This is a genomic window from Bacteroidales bacterium, assembly GCA_012517825.1.
Taxonomy (GTDB): domain Bacteria; phylum Bacteroidota; class Bacteroidia; order Bacteroidales; family JAAYUG01; genus JAAYUG01.
In genome coordinates, this window is record JAAYUG010000106.1 from 1 (window position 1) to 20,129 (window position 20,129).

Here is a 20,129-nt window from a genome sequence, read left to right on the forward strand (position 1 = left end):
TCGGCTCATTACAAAGCTTTTTGCCCGAAAAAAAATAAAAGAGTACAAGAAAAATGAATTTTTCCTTTATCTTTAGACTGGTGTTCTGAAACATGTCGGAGCTGATTAGTTACCTGCACCATAACCGGATCGGGCCTAAAGGACCCGTAATACTAATATTTTGAAACAAGTGATCCATGAGTGAAAAGATCTTAAATGCCCTGATGCAGCTTTTTGCGATCATTTCAAGACCCGAAAGCAAACTCAGTGACAGGAGAACTGTGGTTGAGTCTTTTCTGATCAGGCAACTGAACAGGGAACTCGCACCGAAATACCTTAAGGTATTTGACGACTATTATAGTGAGCATCAGGAAAAGCAGAAAGAAAAAGACAAAATTACCCGCAGAATATCATCTATTTCTGTACGTGTTCTCAAAATATGTACAGATGTTAATGAAGAACTTACCCAACAGCAAAAAGTAATTGTTCTGTTTCAGTTGCTGGAATTTGTCAAATCCGATGGAAATGAAGTCTCGCACCAGGAGATGGAATTCATCAACACCGTGGCCAGCATATTCAATTTCCCTGCAGATGAATATGAAGATATTAAACAATTTGTTCTGACCAATTTTGAACATTTTCCCGAAAGTGAACATGTTCTGCTGATTGATAACAGGAAGGACTTTCAGCATCCTGCAGTAAAGCACAGTCTGGTGGAAGGAATGGAGGGTCAGATTCGCATACTTTATTTGCCCTCATCTAACATTTATCTTTTGAGGTATGTGGGAGAAAAGGAAATATACCTCAACGGACAATTGTTGCAGCACGACAAGGTCCACGTTTTTACCACCGGATCTTCTATACGAAATCCTCAGATTAAGCCCATTTACTACAGTGATGTGGTCAGCAGTTTCCACAGGGATCTGATGAAAGAAAAGATTGTCTTTGAGGCAGACAGGATAGAGTATCATTTCAGCGGGGGAAAGATTGGACTGCACGAAATGAGTTTTTCGGAAGAATCAGGAAGGCTCGTCGGAATTATGGGGGCCAGCGGGGCCGGTAAGTCAACCCTGTTGAACGTTCTGAATGGCACAGCATCTCCCACATCCGGTTCGGTGAGAATCAACGGCTATGATATCCATAAGGAAAAAGAGAAACTAAAAGGGCTGATCGGCTATGTGTCGCAGGACGACCTGCTGATTGAGGAACTGACGGTATTTCAGAACCTTTACTATAATGCCAAACTATGTTTTGACAACTACACCGAAAAGGAGTTGGTTGAAACAGTTAACAGAACACTTGAAAATCTTGGGCTTTATGAGATAAAAGACATTCAGGTAGGTTCACCCCTGAATAAGAAAATCAGCGGAGGCCAGCGAAAACGATTGAACATCGCCCTCGAACTGATCCGGGAGCCATCCGTATTGTTTCTGGATGAACCCACTTCGGGCCTGTCGTCACGCGATTCAGTGAACATCATGGACCTCCTCAAGGAGTTGTCATTGAAAGGAAAACTGGTTTTCGTGGTGATTCATCAGCCAAGTTCAGAAATCTTCAAAATGTTCGACCGGCTTCTTATCCTTGACACAGGAGGTTATCTGATTTACAACGGCGATCCTATTGATTCCATCATCTATTTCAAGGAAAGGGTGCATCATGCCAACTGGAATGAAAGTGAATGCCATGCCTGCGGAAATGTTAACCCGGAGCAAATATTCAATATTGTTGAACTGGCGGTACTGGATGAATATGGAAAACAGACCCGCACCCGGAAAATTTCTCCTCAGGAATGGTATTCCTATTACAAGGAATACTCCAGCGAGACCAATCAAAAAAAGCAAGCCGGAAACACCCTTCCAAAGATTTCGTTCAAAACTCCCAACCGGTTCAGGCAATTTCTGATTTTCGCCAAACGGGACATCCTCTCCAAACTGGCCAATACGCAATACCTTGTGATCAACTTCCTGGAAGCACCTGTTCTGGCGTTAATTATGGCTTACATTATCAAGTACTACAACGTTAATGTAACCAATCAATACGGATATACTCTGTTCGGGAACAGTAACCTTCCCGTTTACCTGTTCATGTCGGTGATTGTCGCCATCTTTGTCGGACTCACCGTAAGTGCCGAGGAGATTATCAAAGACAGGAAAATTCTCAAGCGGGAAGCTTTCCTCGATCTGAGCTGGTCGAGTTATCTTCTTTCAAAAGTCGGAGTACAGTTTGGCCTTTCAGCCATCCAGGCATTGACCTTCGTGCTTGTCGGAAACAGCATCATGGAGATCAAAGGAATGTACTGGCAATACTGGCTGGTGCTGTTCAGCATCTGGACCTCGTCCAATATGATGGGACTAATGATTTCTGACAGTTTTAAAACAGTAGTAACCATTTATATTCTGATTCCGTTCCTGGTAATCCCGCAGATTATTTTGAGCGGAGTGCTTGTAAAATATGAAAAACTCAATCCGGCCATCTCCTCCCCGACCAGCATTCCTTTCTACGGAGAACTTATGACAGCCAGATGGGGTTATGAAGCACTTGCCGTCTATCAGTTCAAGGAAAATAAGTATGACCGGCAGTTCTATCAGTGGAACAAGATCATGAGCATGGCCGATTTCAGGAAGAACTACTGGATCAACCATTTAAACAGAAAGCTGGATGAAATTGAATCGAATATTGATCATCCTGAATCAAAACAAAAGGTTGAAAATGATCTTCAGCTTCTTCGCAATGAAATAGGAAAGGAAAATCAGCGGAACAGGCAGGTTGCTTTTGCCTTCATCGACAGTCTGGTTCCCGGGCATGTCACACCCCGCATCATGGAAGAAGCCCGCAGTTATTTGCGTCTGCTCAATACATATTATATCCGATTGTCGAATAAAGCAAACGAAGAAAAGGACAAACTGATCAGCTCGTTGCAGCGCACGCCTGAAATGAAGGAATCCTTCCAATGGCTCAAGAGAAGGCATGCCAACGAGGCATTGGAAGAGTTTGTTACCAATAAAAATGAAACCGACCGGATACTGGAATATAAAAACCACTTATACCAGAAAATCAATCCCATCTATCTCGATCCCGAATCCCGGTTTATCAAAGCACATTTTTATGCGCCCAGGAAAATGGTTTTCGGCCGGTATATAGATACTATCTGGGTAAATATCGGAGTCATATGGTTTATGACAATAATCCTTTACCTGATGTTGTACTTCAGGCTCCTGAAAAAACTGCTCGACAGCATTGAAAATCTCAGCCTGCGGTTTTCTCAGGCTGAGTGAAGCCAGGAAAGGGAAAAACCGGGAAAAATAACCAATTAATCGACTATCTCAACCATTTTAAACGGCACCCGGATAATGGATTCATAGTCCTCCCCTGCTTCCAGCATATCCTCATCATCCTCTTCGTAGTACCAGTTGATGATTACATCATGCTTTGCCTTAAAAATAGCTTCCAGTTTCTTGAAAACATCAAGAATGCACTTGGAAGAACTCGTATTGAAGTATTCCAGCTGAATGTTCACCTGGGTAAGAGGCGCAGGATTTTCACCGTATTTCTCAAGCCAGTCAACAAGGGGTTTATAAAATTCAATCGAATTCTCAGGAATTGACCTCCCTTTAATTTCAACCAATCCTTGCTGTGCATCAAAACGCACACTGGGTGTTTTAGGTGTTCCTTCTATAATCAGAGGTTCCATATAGGTTTAATTTAGAATTTGCTATTAATTAGTAACCTTTATTTCAAGACTAAAAAAATAATACTCGTTGTTAAAGTTCTGAAAAGAAGGTTGCAATCGTGAACCAGTTTTCCTGGCAATATCAATAAGTCCGAGCCCTCCTCCCCCCTTATCGCTGAATTTCTGATGATTCAGGATAAACTTGTACATATCCTTCAGTTCATCCGGATTCATTGAATTAATCTTATCAATTTTGTCTTTCAGCTTTTTAATCTTGTCTGACTTAATAAAATTGCCTGTGGTAATCCGGATTCCGCTTCCTTCACGAGCAACCACAACAACACCAAAGTGGCCCTCAAATTCTCCCCGAATAGCTTCCGGAAGTTCATCGGCATGGTGGTATAGATTTTGAAGGCTTTCCACCAGAACGTTGTAAACCTTTTTCCTTAACCGTGCATCCTCAGTACCTTCTCCAATCCTTGATTCAACAATTTCAAGCATATTGTTGATCATTTCGGTAGTGATGCTGCCCTTGTATGACACAATTATGTCACCTGTGTTCATCTTCTTGTAATACGCATCGAAATTAAAACTCATACGGGGCCAACATTGCTTTGGAGAAATCCTTTCCTGCAAACGTCTAACAAATATATAAAAAAATAATATTTATCAAAATCTCTCTCTGTTAATAACTTTCTTATTCGTTTTTCCTTTGTTTGAAAAACCTTATGAGACGTTTACGAAGATTTAACCAAAAAGGTTACTGTATTTCTCCGGAGCAATGAAAAAAAGTAATTCCATAAACTTTCTCATTTATACCGGAGGCGTCAGATGAAGTACTTCATTGAGTGCATCAAGGGCGTTTTTCAAACGCAGTGGACCCTCTCCGGTAATTTGTCGCCACGGAATGTTAGTACGTTCTATTTCGGTAATGTATTTTTTGAGTAACACTTCGCGCATCGGGCCTCCGTTCTCCCGAAGAGGATCAGGAACCCAGGGTATATCGGGCATACACAGCAGATAGAGGTGTACGCCACTTTGGGACAGAAATGCATCTATCCAACCGGGAACGCGCTGATACACCACATCGAACCAGACTTTTGTAATAACCAGGTCGGTGTCGAAAAAAACAACCCTGCCGGCATGTTTGTATTCCTGCAGCATTTCCTGTTTCTGCACCCGGGCTATGTGCTCTACATCCTCGTATGAATACGGCCTGGATAGAGAACTTACATAGGTTCTGGCGTACTCAGGTACCCATACCGTGCGGAATACCCGGGCAAGTTGCCTTGCAAGCTCTGTCTTTCCTGTCGATTCAGGACCGTTGATAACAACTTTCAGGATGTTACCTGCATCGTTTTTTTCCATGCAAAAAATCCCAAAATGGCAACTATTGCATAAACAGCATATAAAAATGCTGTAAAATATAATTCTCTTGAAAAATACATGAAGGAAGATACTGCGTCAACGGCTATCCACACGATCCAGTTTTCAATAATCTTCCTGGCGAGCATCCATGTTGCTGTCATGGAAAGAACGGAAGTCACTGCATCAAGAAAGGGAACAGGAGAATGGGCAAGATCGCGCAGCATAAAATAAACAGGAAGGACAGCCAGACCGGAAACCAGAAAGGAGATCATGCCCTGGCGCTGTGTTAAACGGGTTACAGGAAGCGGGCCAACGGAAGCCTTTTCTGAGGCGCCTTCTGATCCTTTTGCCCAGTGAATCCAGCCATAAATGCTCATTCCCAGGTAATAAGCCTGCAAAACCATGTTCCCGTATACTTCTGCTCTGAAAAAAACAACAATAAAAAATACCGCACTGATAATACCCAGCGCCCAAAGCAAAATGCTCTGCCTGACTGCAAAGAACAGGTATGCCAGACCGGCGATTACCCCTGCAACTTCCTCCCAGTGATTACTTAACCAATCAATGATGAATGAATTGGTCATCAGGTTACCAGTATTTGCTCATGGAAGAAATTACCTCCACTGCTTTCTGAACTGTCTTATCAGACTGATTGTAAATCTGGAAAAATTCATTTGTGTCAAACAAATCCCGTGCAATATAAGCCTTAACCAGAAGGCGTATCTGATCACCTGAAGCAGCCATACCGGCCGGATCAGGAGGCAGTTTCTGGGCCTCGGCATACGCTGTCAGCTGGTCGAGTATGGAAGAAGTAACCGAAAAGTTTTTTTCAAACAATTCAAAAGACGGATATTTGGAAGTTAACTCCCTGCGGTTACGGTCAATATACCTTACCACAAAACGGTACAGGATACCGGAATTCATAAGGGAACGATAGTAAGAGGAATAGGAAGAGGTGTCCAGGGGAACGAAAATATCCGGCATAATTCCACCGCCTCCGTAAACAGTTCTCTTTTTTTCGAGAGTATAGTATTTCAGCGAATCAGGGAACCTGATGCTGTCGGCATGAATAAACTCTCCATGCTGATAGCGTTTGATAAGATCCTGCTCATAGGCATCAATCCCGTCTTTATAGGGTTTCTGTATGGACCGGCCGGTTGGCGTATAGTAGCGCGCCACAGTAAGCCGGATAAGCGATCCATCCGGCAGGGGAACGGGACGCTGAACAAGGCCCTTTCCAAAGGAACGGCGGCCAACAATCAGCCCTCTGTCCCAGTCCTGAATGGCCCCGGCAACAATTTCACTGGCACTTGCCGAGTTTTCGTCAATCACAATCACCAGGTCGCCTTTTTCAAATTCTCCGTACGAAGTGGCTATAAAATCCTGTCGCGGACTTCTCAGACCCTGGGTATAGAGGATTAGCTTGTTTTTGGAAAGGAAAAAATCGGCCAGTCGTATGGCTTCCTCAAGGTATCCTCCCCCGTTCTGTCCCAGGTCAAGAACAAGCCGCGTCATACCTTTGCTTTTCAGTGTTTTGAAAGCATCAGCGAATTCCCGGGAGGTGGTTGCGGCAAAACGGTTTATTTTGATATACCCCACTCCGGGACTGATCATATAGGCGGCATCCAGACTGAAAATGGGGATCTTATCGCGCTGGATTTTGAACTGCAGGAGTTGCGGCTCACCCTGCCTTTTAATTCCGACAGTGACTGTAGTTCCTCTCGGACCCCGCAGGCGTTCAAAAACACCATCATTGGTCAGTCCTATTCCTGCCACATTTTCCCCGTTAATGGTAATAATCTTATCTCCGGCTTTAATCCCAACCTTGTCGGATGGACCTTCCGGTACCGGCTTAATTACGAGAATTGTATCTTCCAGCAAATAAAAGGAAACGCCTATCCCTTCGAAATTGCCCTGAAGAGGTTCATTCATCTGCCTGACCTCGTCCCTGTTCATATACACCGTATGCGGATCGAGGTCCTTCAGCATGCCGATAATAGCATCCTCAACCAGTTTTGAAGTATTTACCGAATCAACATAATAGCGCTGAATCCATTCCAGTGCCCGGGTAAACTTGTTCGCGGGATCCAGATCATACTGCGCACTCACCGGCAATAAACTGATCCATATAACACCGGCCAGAACGGCCATCCTGAGGTATTTTCGCATGTTTCTGCTTGATTAATATGTAAACTGTAATGAATGCATTCTACATTTATCTTTTACTATTCCCACTCTATTGTTGCAGGTGGTTTTGAGCTGATATCATAGACAACCCGGTTAACTCCCTTTACCTGATTGATAATCTTGTTGGAAATATCTGAAAGGAAAGTATAGGGGAGCTGAGCCCAGTCGGCCGTCATTCCGTCGGTAGAAGTAACCGCTCTCAAAGCCACAACATACTCATAAGTCCGCTCATCGCCCATTACGCCGACCGATTTTACCGGAAGCAAAATAGCAGCAGCCTGCCACACGTAATGATACAACTGGGCTTCTCTGAGGCCCTCAATGAAGATATCATCCACCTGACGCAGAATCTCAAGTTTCTCGCTGGTAACGTCACCAAGCACTCGGATAGCCAATCCGGGACCCGGAAAGGGATGACGTCCCAGAATGTCTTCCGGAATACCTAAAACGGCTCCCACCCTCCGCACTTCGTCTTTGAAGAGGAGCTTCAGTGGTTCAACAATTTTCAGGTTCATTTTCTCAGGTAACCCGCCGACATTATGATGCGATTTAATCGTAGCCGAAGGTCCGTGGACACTTACCGATTCAATAACATCCGGGTAAATGGTTCCCTGAGCAAGCCAGCGGGCATCTTGAATTTTCGAGGCTTCCCTGTCAAACACCTCAATGAAAACTCTCCCGATGACCTTACGTTTTTTCTCAGGATCTGCCACTCCCCTTAATGCATCAAGGAACTGCCGGCCTGCGTCCACTCCGATTACATTCAGCCCCATATGCCGGTACGAATCAAGCACCTTTGCATATTCATTCTTACGCAGGAGCCCGTTATCAACGAAAATGCATGTAAGGCTGCTGCCAACTGCCTTGTTCAGCAACACAGCAGTAACCGTTGAATCAACTCCGCCCGATAATCCGAGGATAACCTTATCCCTCCCGATGGTTTCCCTGAGCGACTGCACTGTATTTTCAATGAACGATTCGGCTGTCCAGGTCTGCGAACACCCGCATACCGTAACAACAAAATTCTTTAGTATTTGTTTTCCTTCGGTGGTGTGATAAACCTCAGGATGAAACTGCAGTCCATAGGTTTCTTCCCCCCGAATCTTAAAGGCTCCGACAGTTACGTCCCTTGTACAGCCAATAATCTGAAAATCTTCCGGTATCCTTGCAATGGTATCTCCATGCGACATCCATACCTGGGAGGCAACCGGCACATCCTTAAAGAGAGGAGAAGACGTATCGGCCACTTCAAACATCGCCCTTCCGTATTCCCTGTGTGTGGAAGGAAGCACCTCTCCGCCGTAATATTGCGCCAGCAACTGGGCTCCGTAACAAATTCCCAGCAAGGGTAGTTTCCCTTTAATGCCCGTCAGATCCGGTACCGGAGCAATAGGATCCCTGACGGAAAAAGGACTTCCTGACAAGATAACGCCCTTTACCGTATCGTCAAGCACGGGTATTTTATTGTACGGCCAGATTTCGCAGTACACATTCAGTTCTCTGATCTTTCTCGCAATAAGCTGTGTATATTGAGAGCCAAAGTCCAGTATCAGGATTTTTTCCGTCATCTTCTTGTTTTGGTTTACTGATTTCCGAATTTTTTCAGAATATCCTTCACAGCATCCTTATGAATGGTAAATCCCATCATTTTGAGCTTGATATAGTCGGAGCTGAAAAAGTAATAACCGAATTCAGGAGCATTTTCATCATTGTTTCTTGAACCTGAACTGGAATCTTTGATCAGGTACCAGTCTTTGCCTTTAAATTCAGTATATCCCACCAGGTGCATTCCATGGTCATCAGTTGTTGTACTATTGGAAAAACGGAACTGACGGGCGTCCTCATCAATGTAATCGGAAGGGATATCAAAGGTAGGTACCACGGCCACCTGGGTAGCCCTGTCAAGACCTACTTCAGAAACATCGCCGCCAATGCTCATGGAATATCCGTTCCGCACTGCCTTCCTGATAATGTCCATAAACACGTCGAGCGGCACATTGTAATATTCTTTGCTATGCCACCAGTTGTCAGGCACTTTGTATTCAACCTGCTGCCAGTAGGGTTCCTGTTTGATGGACAGAATTTCAACGTAATCGTTCATGGAAAGCTTCAGAACATCCTTAAGAAACTGCTGCGGGGAATATGTCTTTCCGTTCCACTGAAACTGGGCAGGGGGTTCTCCTATATAATGATTCATGATGGCTTTTATGGTAGCAATAACCTCGTCTTCGTTCCATGCATTCAATGCTTTTACTCCCTGCAGATACTGCTGCATTTCATTGACCATCTGATCATGGTTGTGGTATTTTCGTTCGGCAGGTAAACCAGGATATGCTTCCAGCGGGACAATTCCATATGTTTTATAGATTCGGGTTACTGCATTGGCTTCAGAACCCTGGTCAAAAAGGGAATTTCCCCGTTCGTGCACAAAACGCTTTGCTTTCTCAACATATTCCCAATAGACAGTAAACATTTCCGAAAGTTTAATTTTCTGGCCGGTAAGTCTGCATACTTCCGATTCATAAAACGATGTTGTTGAAAAAGCCCAGCATGTTCCTGTATTCCCTTGAGAAACAGGCGGAAAATAGAAGCCTGTTGTTTTGTATTGTGCAATTTTATTGGGCAATTCAACCCCTGTCAGATCAATGGCAAAGCGTTTTCGCGGTTCAGGCGGATTTTTCTTTTCCTCAACCATCCGGTCATCTTTCAGTACAGAGTTTTCAAAAAAGCCGGGTTTAAGTTCCTTCATAATGGCTTTGGTACGTTCCTGGCCGAATACGGTACCTGAAAGCAGCGGAATTACGACGAATAAAAGAAATCTGTTTTTCATAGCGGGTTAGTGTTAATAAATATGCGCTAAAATTACTTTTTTTCCCTGCAAGGTTCAACAACAAGATTTCCGTTCTGCTCAATTCTGTATCGGAAACCATCCAGTGCCTCATGCACATCGGGAAAGACATCAATGGCATCTTTTACAAAGCCATCCGTTGTTTTATAACGGGTTGAGAAATGCCCGATGAGAAGATGCCGGGCATTGGCATTTGCAGCCGTAACGGCGGCGTCATAGGCTGTGCTGTGCATGGTTTCCCGTGCCAGTTTCTGATCTTTTTTCAGGAAAGTTGCCTCATGGTAGAGAAGATCAACGTCCTGAACCCTGCGGGCAAGAGCAGGAAAATACATGGTATCGGAACAATAGGCAAAAGCACGGGGCCTGGGAGGAGGAACAGTCAGCTCTTCATTGGGTATAATATTCCCTGAACCATCAACAAAATCCTCTCCCTGTTTGATGGCCATCATGGCCCGGATAGGAATTTCATACCGGGTAATGGCCTCTTTTCGGATATTCCTTAGCTTTTCCTTTTCCCTGAAAAGAAATCCGTAACATTGGGTACTGTGCCTGAGGGGGAAGGCATCCACTGTAATGCGTTCGTCTTCGAAAATTCTTTTGTTCGTCTTCCCTGTAAGCTTATGAAAATTAATTGAATACTTTCTCTCCTGGTTAAAAAAGGAAAAGTGCGCATTGAGCAGTTCTTCCAGCGACTGCGGGCCATAGATGTTCAGGTCGGATGAACGGCCCATCAAACTGAAGGAAGAAAGGAGGCCGAACAATCCGAAGACATGGTCACCATGAAGATGCGATATGAAGATATGGTTGATACGTCCGAAACGGATTCCGAAACGCCGGAGCTGCATCTGCACTCCTTCACCACAATCAATTAAGTAAAACCGCTCATCCACATTGAGCAGATGAGCGGGCGGAAATCGGTCTGAAGTGGGAACAGCGGAACTGCTCCCCAGAATAATCAACGAAAACGACACTGGTCAAATTTCATCACTTGCCTGATTCATTGATAAGCCGGACCCCGTCCTCAACGGTTCTGGTTATGTTGAGCACCGTATCGAGTTGTGAAATGGTAATCAACCGCTCAACCGCTTCGTTCAATCCGGTAAGAACAAACGTACCTCCGGCATTTTTGCACAGACGGTTGGCCACAAGAATGGCGCTCAGACCCGAAGAATCACAGTAACGGCACTTGCTCAGGTCGAGAATAATGTTCTTCTCGCCGTTTCCTGAAATAAGCACCAGTTCTGATTTCAGTGTAGGAGCAATATGGGTATCAAGTTTTTCCTCCTGCACCTGAATCAGGGTGTAATTGTCCAGCTTTTCAATTTTGAATTCCATACGCGTAAAAATTAGGATGGATTTTCGTCGTCAGCCTGTTTCTTTGATGACTTACGGGCTGCCTTTTTCTTTTCCTGTTCTTCCATCTCTGATTTGAGGGCAGCAAGTTCCGAAATATCACCAAGAGTGGTTTTTTCAAGACTGCTCTTTAGCTTGCGGGTTGCCTTCCGTGTGGATTCACCTTCTGCTTTCTTTGCTGTCACATCCGATTCCTTCTTCTTGTCTTCCCAAACCCGCGTATGCGAAAGAACGATGCGCTTGGCCGATTTGGAGAACTCAATTACCTTGAATTCCAGCTTCTCATCAACCTTTGCCGTTGTTCCATCTTCCTTGACAAGATGTTTCGACGTTACGAAACCTTCCACACCATAGGGCAAAGCAACCGTTGCTCCTTTTTCGAAGATTTCCACCACGGTTCCTTCATGCACTGAATCGAGGGTGAAAATCGTTTCGAAAACATCCCACGGATTCTCTTCAAGCTGTTTATGACCAAGACTGAGTCTTCTGTTTTCCTTATCAATTTCAAGTACCACCACTTCGATGTCTTCACCAATAGAAGTAAATTCGGAAGGATGTTTGATCTTTTTTGTCCATGACAGGTCACTAATATGGATCAAGCCATCCACCCCTTCTTCCACTTCAACAAAAACACCGAAGTTTGTAAAATTACGAACTTTTGCGGTATGTTTGGAACCGACAGGATATTTTTCTTCAATTTTTTCCCAGGGATCCGGTTTAAGCTGTTTCATGCCAAGTGACATCTTCCGTTCTTCTCGGTCGAGGGTAAGGATAACAGCTTCAACAACATCTCCCACCTTAAGAAATTCCTGTGCACTCCGCAGGTGCTGTGACCATGACATTTCGGAAACATGAATCAGACCCTCAACTCCGGGGGCAATTTCAACAAAGGCACCATAATCAGCCATCACAACAACCTTCCCGGTGACTTTATCGCCCACCTTGAGGTTCGGATCAAGTGAATCCCACGGATGAGGCGTCAGCTGTTTAAGACCCAGGGCAATGCGTTTCTTTTCATCGTCAAAGTCGAGGATAACCACCTGAAGTTTCTGATCGAGCTGTACGATTTCTTCGGGATGGTTAACGCGGCCCCACGACAGGTCAGTAATATGGATCAGTCCATCAACACCGCCCAGATCAATGAATACGCCATAACTTGTAATGTTCTTGACAGTTCCTTCAAGAATCTGTCCTTTTTCAAGTTTGGCAATAATTTCTTTCTTCTGCTGTTCGAGTTCAGCTTCGATAAGTGCCTTATGCGACACGACCACGTTCTTGAATTCCTGGTTGATTTTAACCACCTTAAATTCCATGGTCTTACCTACAAAGGCGTCGTAATCGCGGATTGGTTTAACATCAATCTGCGAACCGGGCAAAAATGCTTCAATTCCGAAGACATCCACAATCATGCCGCCTTTGGTACGGCATTTAATGTACCCCTTAATAATTTCATCCTTTTCATAGGCTTCGTTTACACGGTCCCATGAGCGAAGAGCGCGGGCTTTCTTGTGGGAAAGTATCAACTGGCCTTTCTTGTCTTCCTGGCTCTCAACATAGACCTCAACTTTATCGCCCACCTTAAGATCCGGGTTATAACGGAATTCGTTCAGACTAACAACACCTTCCGATTTATATCCTATATTAACAACGACTTCTCTCTTGTTCATAGCAATAACAGTGCCTTCAACCACTTCGTTTTCAGCAACCGTTGAGAGCGTCTTGTCATACAGCTCGGCAAAGTGTTCCTTTGATCCTCCGTAAAGGTCTGTTTCTTTTTCGAAACTTTCCCAATCAAATTCTTCCGGCGTAGTTTCCTTTACCTGGCCGGCTTGTGCGGCTTTTTCTACTGCTGGTGCAGCAGCATTTTCTTCTTTTACATCTTTTACTTCTTTTACCTCATCCTGTAAGGTTTTTTCTTCGTGTTCAGTCATGCAAAAATCCTTTAATGTTTAATGGGTTAGACATTATGTTTCTAAAAATCAGGGTGCAAAGATAAACTTTTCTCCGGTTCTGTGCATAACCTTCCAAAAAAAACATGATCATCTGTACCATTTGAAAAGGAAAACAACAAAAAACATGTTTTGCAACATCCGTCCGGATAAAGGCAATCAAGCACGCTACCTTCCGGTGGAGCAACGCTTTTTTTATATATTTGAATCCTTATATATTTTAAAAACAGAGTATTGTATCTGAAAAAGGAGGATATGAAGAAAAATTCCCAGTTTGTCAGTAAAATTATTTTTCTTTGACTTCCGTTTGTAAAAATAAAAAGAAATGAAAATAGTAATGGTAGGAACCGGATACGTGGGGCTGGTCTCAGGGACCTGCTTTGCCGAAACCGGGCTTGATGTGGTTTGTGTTGATATTGACAGCGAAAAAATCAGGAAGCTCCAGCAAGGGATTGTGCCCATCTATGAACCGGGTCTTGATCAACTGATAATGAGGAATGTTTCCAAAAAGCGGCTTTCCTTTTCAACCAGTCTGGAAGAAAGTATTGAAGGGGCGGAAGCTGTGTTCATCGCCGTGGGTACACCTCCCGATGAAGACGGAAGTGCCGACATACGTCATGTATTGTCAGTTGCCAGTGAAATCGGCCGGCTCATGAAGGACTACCTGGTGGTTGTTACCAAAAGCACTGTACCAATTGGCACTTCTGTGAAAGTGAAGGAAGCCGTTGCCGCTGAGCTGAAGAAACGCAAGGTGGATATTCCGTTTGATGTAGCTTCCAATCCTGAGTTTCTCAAAGAAGGCGATGCCATTGATGATTTTCTTAAGCCCGACAGGATAGTTGTAGGAGTGGAATCTGATAGAGCCAAAAGCATCATGGAACGACTTTACAAACCATTTCTGCTGAACGGACATCCGCTGCTTTTCATGGATATTCCCTCTGCCGAGATGACAAAATACGCTGCGAACTCCATGCTGGCTACCAAGATCAGTTTCATGAACGAAATTGCCAACCTTTGCGAGATCGTTGGAGCAGATGTAAATATGGTGCGCAAAGGAATAGGAACCGACAGCAGGATTGGTCCTAAATTTATCTATGCCGGGGTGGGTTATGGCGGCAGTTGTTTCCCAAAAGATGTTAAAGCCCTCATAAAGACAGCAGAAGATTCCGGGTACCCGCTTCAGATACTTCGCGCGGTGGAACAGGTAAACAACCGGCAGAAATCGGTGCTGGTAGACAAAATCCTTCATCACTTTTCCGGGAACATACAGGACAAACAGATTGCCCTGTGGGGTTTATCCTTCAAACCCCAGACCGATGATATGCGGGAAGCTCCTTCGCTCGTTATAATTGAACAACTGCTGAAACATGGTGCCAGAATCAAGGCCTATGATCCTGTTGCCATGGAGGAATGCCGCCGCAGAATCGGAAATGTTATTGAATATGCCAAGGACCTCTACGAAGCACTTATTGACGCCGATTCCTTAGTGCTGGTTACAGAATGGCCGGAATTCCGCTTACCCAATTTCAAAGTCATGGAAAAACTCATGCGTTCCAAAGTCGTGTTCGACGGGAGAAATATTTACGAACCGGCTGAAATGCTGGAAAACGGATTCACCTATTACAGCATCGGCCGGAAACCGGTTGTTCCCACAGAATATTAAAAAAACTGACATTGCTAAAAACAAATCTTTTGTAAAGTGAAACGAATACTAGTAACCGGTGGTGCAGGATTCATCGGGTCTCATCTCTGCGAACGATTGCTGCAGGAAGGGAACGAAGTAATCTGCCTGGACAATTTCTTTACCGGAAATCGCCGGAATATTATTCACCTGCTGGCAAATCCCAACTTCGAGCTGGTGCGTCATGATATTATAACCCCCTATTATGCTGAAGTTGATGAAATTTACAATCTGGCCTGCCCTGCTTCTCCCATCCATTACCAGTTTAATCCGATCAAGACCGTCAAGACGTCCGTAATGGGCGCCATTAACATGCTGGGGCTTGCCAAACGCATAAAGGCCAAAATATTGCAGGCTTCGACCAGCGAGGTTTATGGCGATCCCCAGGAACATCCCCAGAAGGAAACTTACTGGGGCCATGTTAACCCGATCGGACGACGGGCCTGTTATGATGAGGGAAAACGTTGTGCCGAAACGCTGTTCATGAATTACCATATTCAGAATAATGTTCGTATTAAAATTATACGGATATTCAATACTTACGGCCCCAGGATGCATCCGAACGACGGCCGGGTTGTCTCCAACTTTATCGTACAGGCCTTGCAGGGGAAAGAGCTCACTATTTACGGTGACGGATCACAAACCAGAAGTTTCCAGTATGTCGACGACCTCCTGGAGGCTATGATCAGAATGATGGATACTCCTGACACGTTCACCGGACCGGTTAATATCGGCAACCCATCAGAATTTACCATCCGTGAACTCGCCGAGAAAGTAATCCGTATCACAGGCTCCCGCTCCGGAATAACTTACCGCCCCCTTCCAGAAGATGATCCGGTACAGCGACAACCCGATATTTCACTGGCCAGAAAGGTTCTGAACTGGGAGCCCAGAGTCAGCCTTGATGAAGGACTCGATAAAACGGTTGCCTATTTCAGGAAAATTCTCAGTTAATTTTTCACTTTATGAAAGGAATCATACTTGCAGGAGGTTCCGGGACCAGGCTGTATCCCATAACCCACAGCATTTCAAAACAGATCCTTCCTGTTTATGACAAACCCATGATCTATTATCCCCTTTCTGTGTTGATGCTGGCCGGAATCAGGGAAATACTCATTATCAGCACGCCCCGAGACATCCATCTGTACGAAGACCTTCTGGGCAGCGGCAGGCATCTCGGACTGGAAATCAGTTATGCCGTTCAGCCTGCCCCCGAAGGGCTGGCCCAGGCTTTTATTATCGGTGCCCGATTTATAGGAAACGATTCAGTATGCCTGGTCCTCGGAGACAACATATTTTATGGTCACGGTTTTGGACATATTTTGCTTGAAACGGCCGCATTGAAAGACGGTGCCGTAGTATTCGGCTATTTTGTTCAGGATCCGCAGCGATACGGAGTGGTTGAATTCGATTCCTCAGGGAAAGTGCTGAGTATCGAAGAAAAACCTGCTCATCCCAAATCGAATTATGCTGTAACAGGTCTGTACTTCTACAGCAACGATGTGATTGAAAAGGCGCGCAGCCTGAAACCATCCGCCCGAGGAGAGCTTGAAATTACCGACCTGAATCGATTGTACCTTCAGGAAAACCGACTCACAGTGAAGCTTCTGGGTCGAGGAATGGCCTGGCTCGATACCGGCACGCATGAAAGCCTCCTGCAGGCATCCAATTTCATTTATACAATCGAACAACGTCAGGGATTGAAAGTATCATGCATTGAAGAAATTGCTTACGAAAGGGGATTTATCACCCGGGAACAACTGCTAAAACTTGCTCAGGAACTGAAAACAAGCCAATACGGCCAATACCTGCTGAGGCTGGCCGAAGAAAAAATTGTCGTGATCAACAAAGCGAAAACAAATCCGTCATAAGAACCTGCTGTAGTATGAATGTTTTAAAAACCGGGATACCCGGACTTCTGGTAATTGAGCCGAAAGTATTTGAAGATGCGAGGGGCTATTTCTTTGAAAGTTACAACCAGGAAGCATTTTTTAAGGCCGGAATTCAGGAAAAATGGGTTCAGGACAATCAGTCCCGGTCCGTTTTTGGTGTGGTCAGGGGATTGCATTACCAGCTCCAACCTTTTGCACAATCCAAACTGGTTCGCGTCATTGAAGGAGAAATTTTTGATGTGGCCGTCGACATAAGAAAAGGATCTCCAACTTATCAACAATGGTACGGAATCAAACTGTCTGCATCCAATTTCAGGCAGCTTTACATACCTAAAGGTTTTGCACACGGGTTCTCCGTACTCAGCCCCTCCGCCATCGTATTGTATAAATGTGATGCCCTTTATAATCCTTCATCGGAAAGAGGCATATTTTCCAACGATCCTGAACTGGAAATCAACTGGCAAATTCCTGTTGAACAGGTCATTCTGTCAGATAAAGACAAGAATCTGCCCCTTTTCCGGGAAGCTGAAAACAACTTTACTTTTTCCGCACAATGAAAAAAGTTCTGGTAACGGGAGGCAATGGACAACTGGGCAGCGAACTGAGGAGATTACCTCAGGACGATCTCTCTGCAAAATTTCTGTTCACTGATCTGCCGGAACTGGACATTACCTCACCAACAGCTGTCAGGCAATATATTGAGAAGAACCGGCCGGATATTATCATTAACTGTGCCGCCTACACACAGGTTGATAAAGCGGAATCGGAACCGGATATTGCCTTCAGGGTGAATGCTGAGGCCGTTAAGATCCTGTCACAGGAAGCCGTCAGAACCGGCGCAGGACTTATCCATATTTCCACCGATTTTGTTTTTGACGGATCCAAAAACACCCCCTATTCGGAAGAGGATATGCCCAACCCTCTTTCGGTTTACGGAAAATCAAAACTGGAAGGAGAACGGTATGCCCTTGAAGCCGGAATGGTCATCAGAACATCATGGCTGTATTCGTCCTCTGGTCAGAATTTCCTGAAAACCATTCTCCGGCTGGGTAAAGAGCGGGATGAGATTCGGGTGGTATTTGACCAGGTCGGCACACCAACCTATGCCGGCGATCTGGCTCAGGCAATCAGAGCCATTGTGCACCGGTATGTTACCATGCACACCTTGCCTGAAAAGGAAATATTTCATTTTTCCAATGAGGGAGTTTGCAGTTGGTACGATTTTGCCCATGAAATCATTCACCTGGCCAAGCTGCCGTGCAGGATCTTACCCATTGAGACGCATGAATATCCCCTGCCTGCCAGACGCCCTGCATACAGTGTTCTCAACAAAAACAAAATCAGACAACACCTTGGAATTATCATACCCCACTGGACCGAAAGCCTTAGGGCATGCATGAACGAATTTCACTGATCTGCCATCACTGGAAGAAAATGATGCCGGATTTCAGAGGCGAAGGTTTTCAACAATTCTTTTCGTTACTGCTATCGAGCCCTGGTCTGCGCGCTTTGCCCGGAAAAGGCAAAAAATTCAAAAAGTGTTAGATTTGCAGAAACATATTAAACGGCATAAGATGAACCAGAACGAACTGCTTGAAGTTTCAAGAAAAAAAGCTGAACAATGGCTTGCTTCCAGCATTGATCCCCAGACGCGTCAGGAAGTTGAGGCATTGCTGAAAGGTGACGAAAAAATTCTTATTGACAGTTTTTACGCCGATCTGGAATTCGGAACCGGAGGCCTTCGCGGTATTATGGGCGCAGGAACAAACCGGATGAACATCTATACCGTAGGAATGGCTACCCAGGGACTGGCCAATTACCTGCTGAAGGAATTTGCAGGCCATAAAGATATTAAAGTTGCCATTGCCCATGATTGCCGGAACAACAGCAGACTGTTTGCCGAAACCACAGCACGAATCTTCACAGCCAATGGTATTAAGGCTTACCTGTTTGAAAGCCTCCGTCCAACTCCGGAACTTTCTTTTGCTATCCGGTATTTCAAATGCCAGAGCGGAGTGGTCATCACGGCCTCCCATAATCCCAAAGAATATAACGGATATAAAGTATACTGGGACGACGGAGGACAGGTTATTAGTCCTCATGACAGGAATATTATCAATGAAGTAAAAGCCATCAAAAAAATAGAAGACATCCGTTTCCAGGGCGATAACTCTATGATAGTTCCCGTTGGAAAGGACTTTGATGAAATCTACACTGACATGATCAGGTCCTATTCGCTTGCCCCCGAAATCATCAAACGGCAGAGCGACCTGAAGATCGTATACACACCGATTCACGGGACCGGGGTCGAACTGGTTCCCATGGCTCTCCGCAAAATTGGATTCAGGAATGTGATCCATGTACCGGAACAGGATGTAACCGATGGAAATTTTCCCACAGTGCACTCCCCCAATCCTGAAGAACCGGCTGCTCTTGCCATGGGACTCGCCAAAGCCAGGGAAACCGATGCCGATATCCTGATGGGTACCGACCCCGATGCTGACCGCGTTGGAATTGCAGTAAAAGATACCAATGGTGAATGGATTCTGCTGAACGGAAACCAGACAGGGGCACTTCTGATGCATTACCTGATAACCCAATGGGCTCAGAAGGGAAAACTTACCGGCAATGAATATATTGTAAAAACAATCGTTACCAGTGAACTACTGGCTGATATTGCCCGCAAGCATGGCATTAAAGTATTTGATGTACTAACAGGGTTCAAGTACATTGCCGATATCATAAAGCAGAACGAAGGAAAAGCCACCTTCCTCTGCGGGGCTGAAGAAAGTTACGGATACCTTGTAGGCGATAAGGTAAGGGACAAAGATGCTGTGATGTCCTGTGCTATCCTTGCTGAAGCAGCAGCATGGGCCAAGGACAGGAAACTTTCCTTCTTTGAACTGCTTCTCGATATTTACCTTGAATTTGGTTATTACCTTGAATCACTGCATTCGGTTTACAAAAAAGGAGTAGAAGGCGCTGCCATTATACGCGAAATGATGCATACTTTCAGAAACAATCCTCCCGCCCGGGTAGCAGGAATCAATGTTACCACCATTCACGATTACCTCACGCAGGTAACAACCCACCTGCCCTCAGGAAAAACCGAGCCAATTGCACTGCCAAAATCGGATGTAATTCAGTATCTGCTTGCCGATGGTTCCAAAATTTCCATCAGGCCCTCCGGCACAGAACCCAA

At 44.9% G+C, this 20,129-nt stretch carries 17 protein-coding genes; 7 read left to right on the plus strand and 10 right to left on the minus strand.

What is annotated here, in order from left to right; genetic code table 11:
* Positions 1 to 176: 176 nt before the first annotated feature.
* The gene (locus tag GX419_07055; protein NLI24444.1) at positions 177 to 3,254 is read left to right on the plus strand and encodes an ATP-binding cassette domain-containing protein; all 3,078 of its coding nucleotides are present in this window, start codon (positions 177 to 179) and stop codon (positions 3,252 to 3,254) included.
* 35 nt (positions 3,255 to 3,289) lie between these two features.
* Here GX419_07055 and GX419_07060 read toward each other — a convergent pair whose 3' ends face one another.
* The 10 genes from GX419_07060 to rpsA form a co-directional block, all read right to left on the minus strand.
* Entirely contained in the window at positions 3,290 to 3,670 is a 381-nt protein-coding gene (locus GX419_07060) for a DUF1987 domain-containing protein (GenBank protein NLI24445.1), read from the minus strand.
* Positions 3,671 to 3,694: 24 nt separating this feature from the next.
* Positions 3,695 to 4,246 carry a hypothetical protein gene (locus GX419_07065; protein NLI24446.1) on the minus strand — a complete coding sequence of 184 codons (552 nt, stop codon included), beginning with the start codon at positions 4,244 to 4,246 and terminating at the stop codon, positions 3,695 to 3,697.
* Between the two features lie 216 nt (positions 4,247 to 4,462).
* Positions 4,463 to 5,017: an ATP-binding protein gene (locus GX419_07070; GenBank protein ID NLI24447.1), complete on the minus strand. Its 555-nt coding sequence runs from the start codon at positions 5,015 to 5,017 to the stop codon at positions 4,463 to 4,465.
* On the minus strand, positions 4,987 to 5,601 hold the full coding sequence (locus GX419_07075; protein ID NLI24448.1) for a nicotinamide mononucleotide transporter: 615 nt from the start codon (positions 5,599 to 5,601) through the stop codon (positions 4,987 to 4,989). Before GX419_07075 ends, GX419_07070 begins: the two co-directional genes overlap by 31 nt.
* Positions 5,602 to 5,605: 4 nt before the next feature.
* Entirely contained in the window at positions 5,606 to 7,168 is a 1,563-nt protein-coding gene (locus GX419_07080; protein NLI24449.1) for a S41 family peptidase, read from the minus strand.
* A 74-nt stretch (positions 7,169 to 7,242) separates the two neighbouring features.
* Positions 7,243 to 8,772 carry a glutamine-hydrolyzing GMP synthase gene (gene guaA / locus GX419_07085; protein NLI24450.1) on the minus strand — a complete coding sequence of 510 codons (1,530 nt, stop codon included), beginning with the start codon at positions 8,770 to 8,772 and terminating at the stop codon, positions 7,243 to 7,245.
* A 14-nt stretch (positions 8,773 to 8,786) separates the two neighbouring features.
* Positions 8,787 to 10,034 carry a peptidase C1 gene (locus GX419_07090; GenBank protein ID NLI24451.1) on the minus strand — a complete coding sequence of 416 codons (1,248 nt, stop codon included), beginning with the start codon at positions 10,032 to 10,034 and terminating at the stop codon, positions 8,787 to 8,789.
* A gap of 32 nt (positions 10,035 to 10,066) precedes the next feature.
* A complete protein-coding gene (locus tag GX419_07095; GenBank protein ID NLI24452.1) occupies positions 10,067 to 11,023 on the minus strand; it encodes a ribonuclease Z in 957 nt (318 codons plus the stop codon).
* A 13-nt stretch (positions 11,024 to 11,036) separates the two neighbouring features.
* Complete coding sequence (locus GX419_07100) at positions 11,037 to 11,387, minus strand: STAS domain-containing protein (GenBank protein ID NLI24453.1); 351 nt, start codon at positions 11,385 to 11,387, stop codon at positions 11,037 to 11,039.
* Between the two features lie 11 nt (positions 11,388 to 11,398).
* Entirely contained in the window at positions 11,399 to 13,336 is a 1,938-nt protein-coding gene (gene rpsA / locus GX419_07105; GenBank protein NLI24454.1) for a 30S ribosomal protein S1, read from the minus strand.
* Positions 13,337 to 13,679: 343 nt separating this feature from the next.
* Here rpsA and GX419_07110 point away from each other — a divergent pair, with 343 nt between their 5' ends.
* From GX419_07110 to GX419_07135, 6 genes are all read left to right on the plus strand, one after another.
* The gene (locus GX419_07110) at positions 13,680 to 15,017 is read left to right on the plus strand and encodes a UDP-glucose/GDP-mannose dehydrogenase family protein (protein NLI24455.1); all 1,338 of its coding nucleotides are present in this window, start codon (positions 13,680 to 13,682) and stop codon (positions 15,015 to 15,017) included.
* Between the two features lie 36 nt (positions 15,018 to 15,053).
* Positions 15,054 to 15,989, plus strand: a complete 936-nt coding sequence (locus tag GX419_07115; protein NLI24456.1) for an SDR family oxidoreductase — start codon at positions 15,054 to 15,056, stop codon at positions 15,987 to 15,989.
* A gap of 11 nt (positions 15,990 to 16,000) precedes the next feature.
* A complete protein-coding gene (rfbA, locus tag GX419_07120; protein ID NLI24457.1) occupies positions 16,001 to 16,906 on the plus strand; it encodes a glucose-1-phosphate thymidylyltransferase RfbA in 906 nt (301 codons plus the stop codon).
* A 14-nt stretch (positions 16,907 to 16,920) separates the two neighbouring features.
* Positions 16,921 to 17,484: a dTDP-4-dehydrorhamnose 3,5-epimerase gene (rfbC, locus tag GX419_07125; protein ID NLI24458.1), complete on the plus strand. Its 564-nt coding sequence runs from the start codon at positions 16,921 to 16,923 to the stop codon at positions 17,482 to 17,484.
* Positions 17,481 to 18,341: a dTDP-4-dehydrorhamnose reductase gene (gene rfbD, locus GX419_07130; protein NLI24459.1), complete on the plus strand. Its 861-nt coding sequence runs from the start codon at positions 17,481 to 17,483 to the stop codon at positions 18,339 to 18,341. The genes rfbC and rfbD overlap by 4 nt, the downstream gene beginning before the upstream one ends.
* A 160-nt stretch (positions 18,342 to 18,501) precedes the next feature.
* On the plus strand, positions 18,502 to 20,129 hold a 1,628-nt coding region (locus GX419_07135; protein ID NLI24460.1), incomplete at its 3' end, for a phospho-sugar mutase.

Excerpts from the sequence above, each read along its gene's own strand:
- GX419_07055 (NLI24444.1), top strand. The coding sequence starts at position 177 with ATGAGTGAAAAGATCTTAAATGCCCTGATGCAGCTTTTTGCGATCATT.
- rfbA (NLI24457.1), top strand. The coding sequence starts at position 16,001 with ATGAAAGGAATCATACTTGCAGGAGGTTCCGGGACCAGGCTGTATCCC.
- rfbD (NLI24459.1), top strand. The coding sequence starts at position 17,481 with ATGAAAAAAGTTCTGGTAACGGGAGGCAATGGACAACTGGGCAGCGAA.
- GX419_07060 (NLI24445.1), bottom strand. The coding sequence starts at position 3,670 with ATGGAACCTCTGATTATAGAAGGAACACCTAAAACACCCAGTGTGCGT.
- GX419_07070 (NLI24447.1), bottom strand. The coding sequence starts at position 5,017 with ATGGAAAAAAACGATGCAGGTAACATCCTGAAAGTTGTTATCAACGGT.
- GX419_07075 (NLI24448.1), bottom strand. The coding sequence starts at position 5,601 with ATGACCAATTCATTCATCATTGATTGGTTAAGTAATCACTGGGAGGAA.
- GX419_07080 (NLI24449.1), bottom strand. The coding sequence starts at position 7,168 with ATGGCCGTTCTGGCCGGTGTTATATGGATCAGTTTATTGCCGGTGAGT.
- rpsA (NLI24454.1), bottom strand. The coding sequence starts at position 13,336 with ATGACTGAACACGAAGAAAAAACCTTACAGGATGAGGTAAAAGAAGTA.
- guaA (NLI24450.1), bottom strand. The coding sequence starts at position 8,772 with ATGACGGAAAAAATCCTGATACTGGACTTTGGCTCTCAATATACACAG.
- GX419_07090 (NLI24451.1), bottom strand. The coding sequence starts at position 10,034 with ATGAAAAACAGATTTCTTTTATTCGTCGTAATTCCGCTGCTTTCAGGT.
- rfbC (NLI24458.1), top strand. The coding sequence starts at position 16,921 with ATGAATGTTTTAAAAACCGGGATACCCGGACTTCTGGTAATTGAGCCG.
- GX419_07100 (NLI24453.1), bottom strand. The coding sequence starts at position 11,387 with ATGGAATTCAAAATTGAAAAGCTGGACAATTACACCCTGATTCAGGTG.
- GX419_07110 (NLI24455.1), top strand. The coding sequence starts at position 13,680 with ATGAAAATAGTAATGGTAGGAACCGGATACGTGGGGCTGGTCTCAGGG.
- GX419_07065 (NLI24446.1), bottom strand. The coding sequence starts at position 4,246 with ATGAGTTTTAATTTCGATGCGTATTACAAGAAGATGAACACAGGTGAC.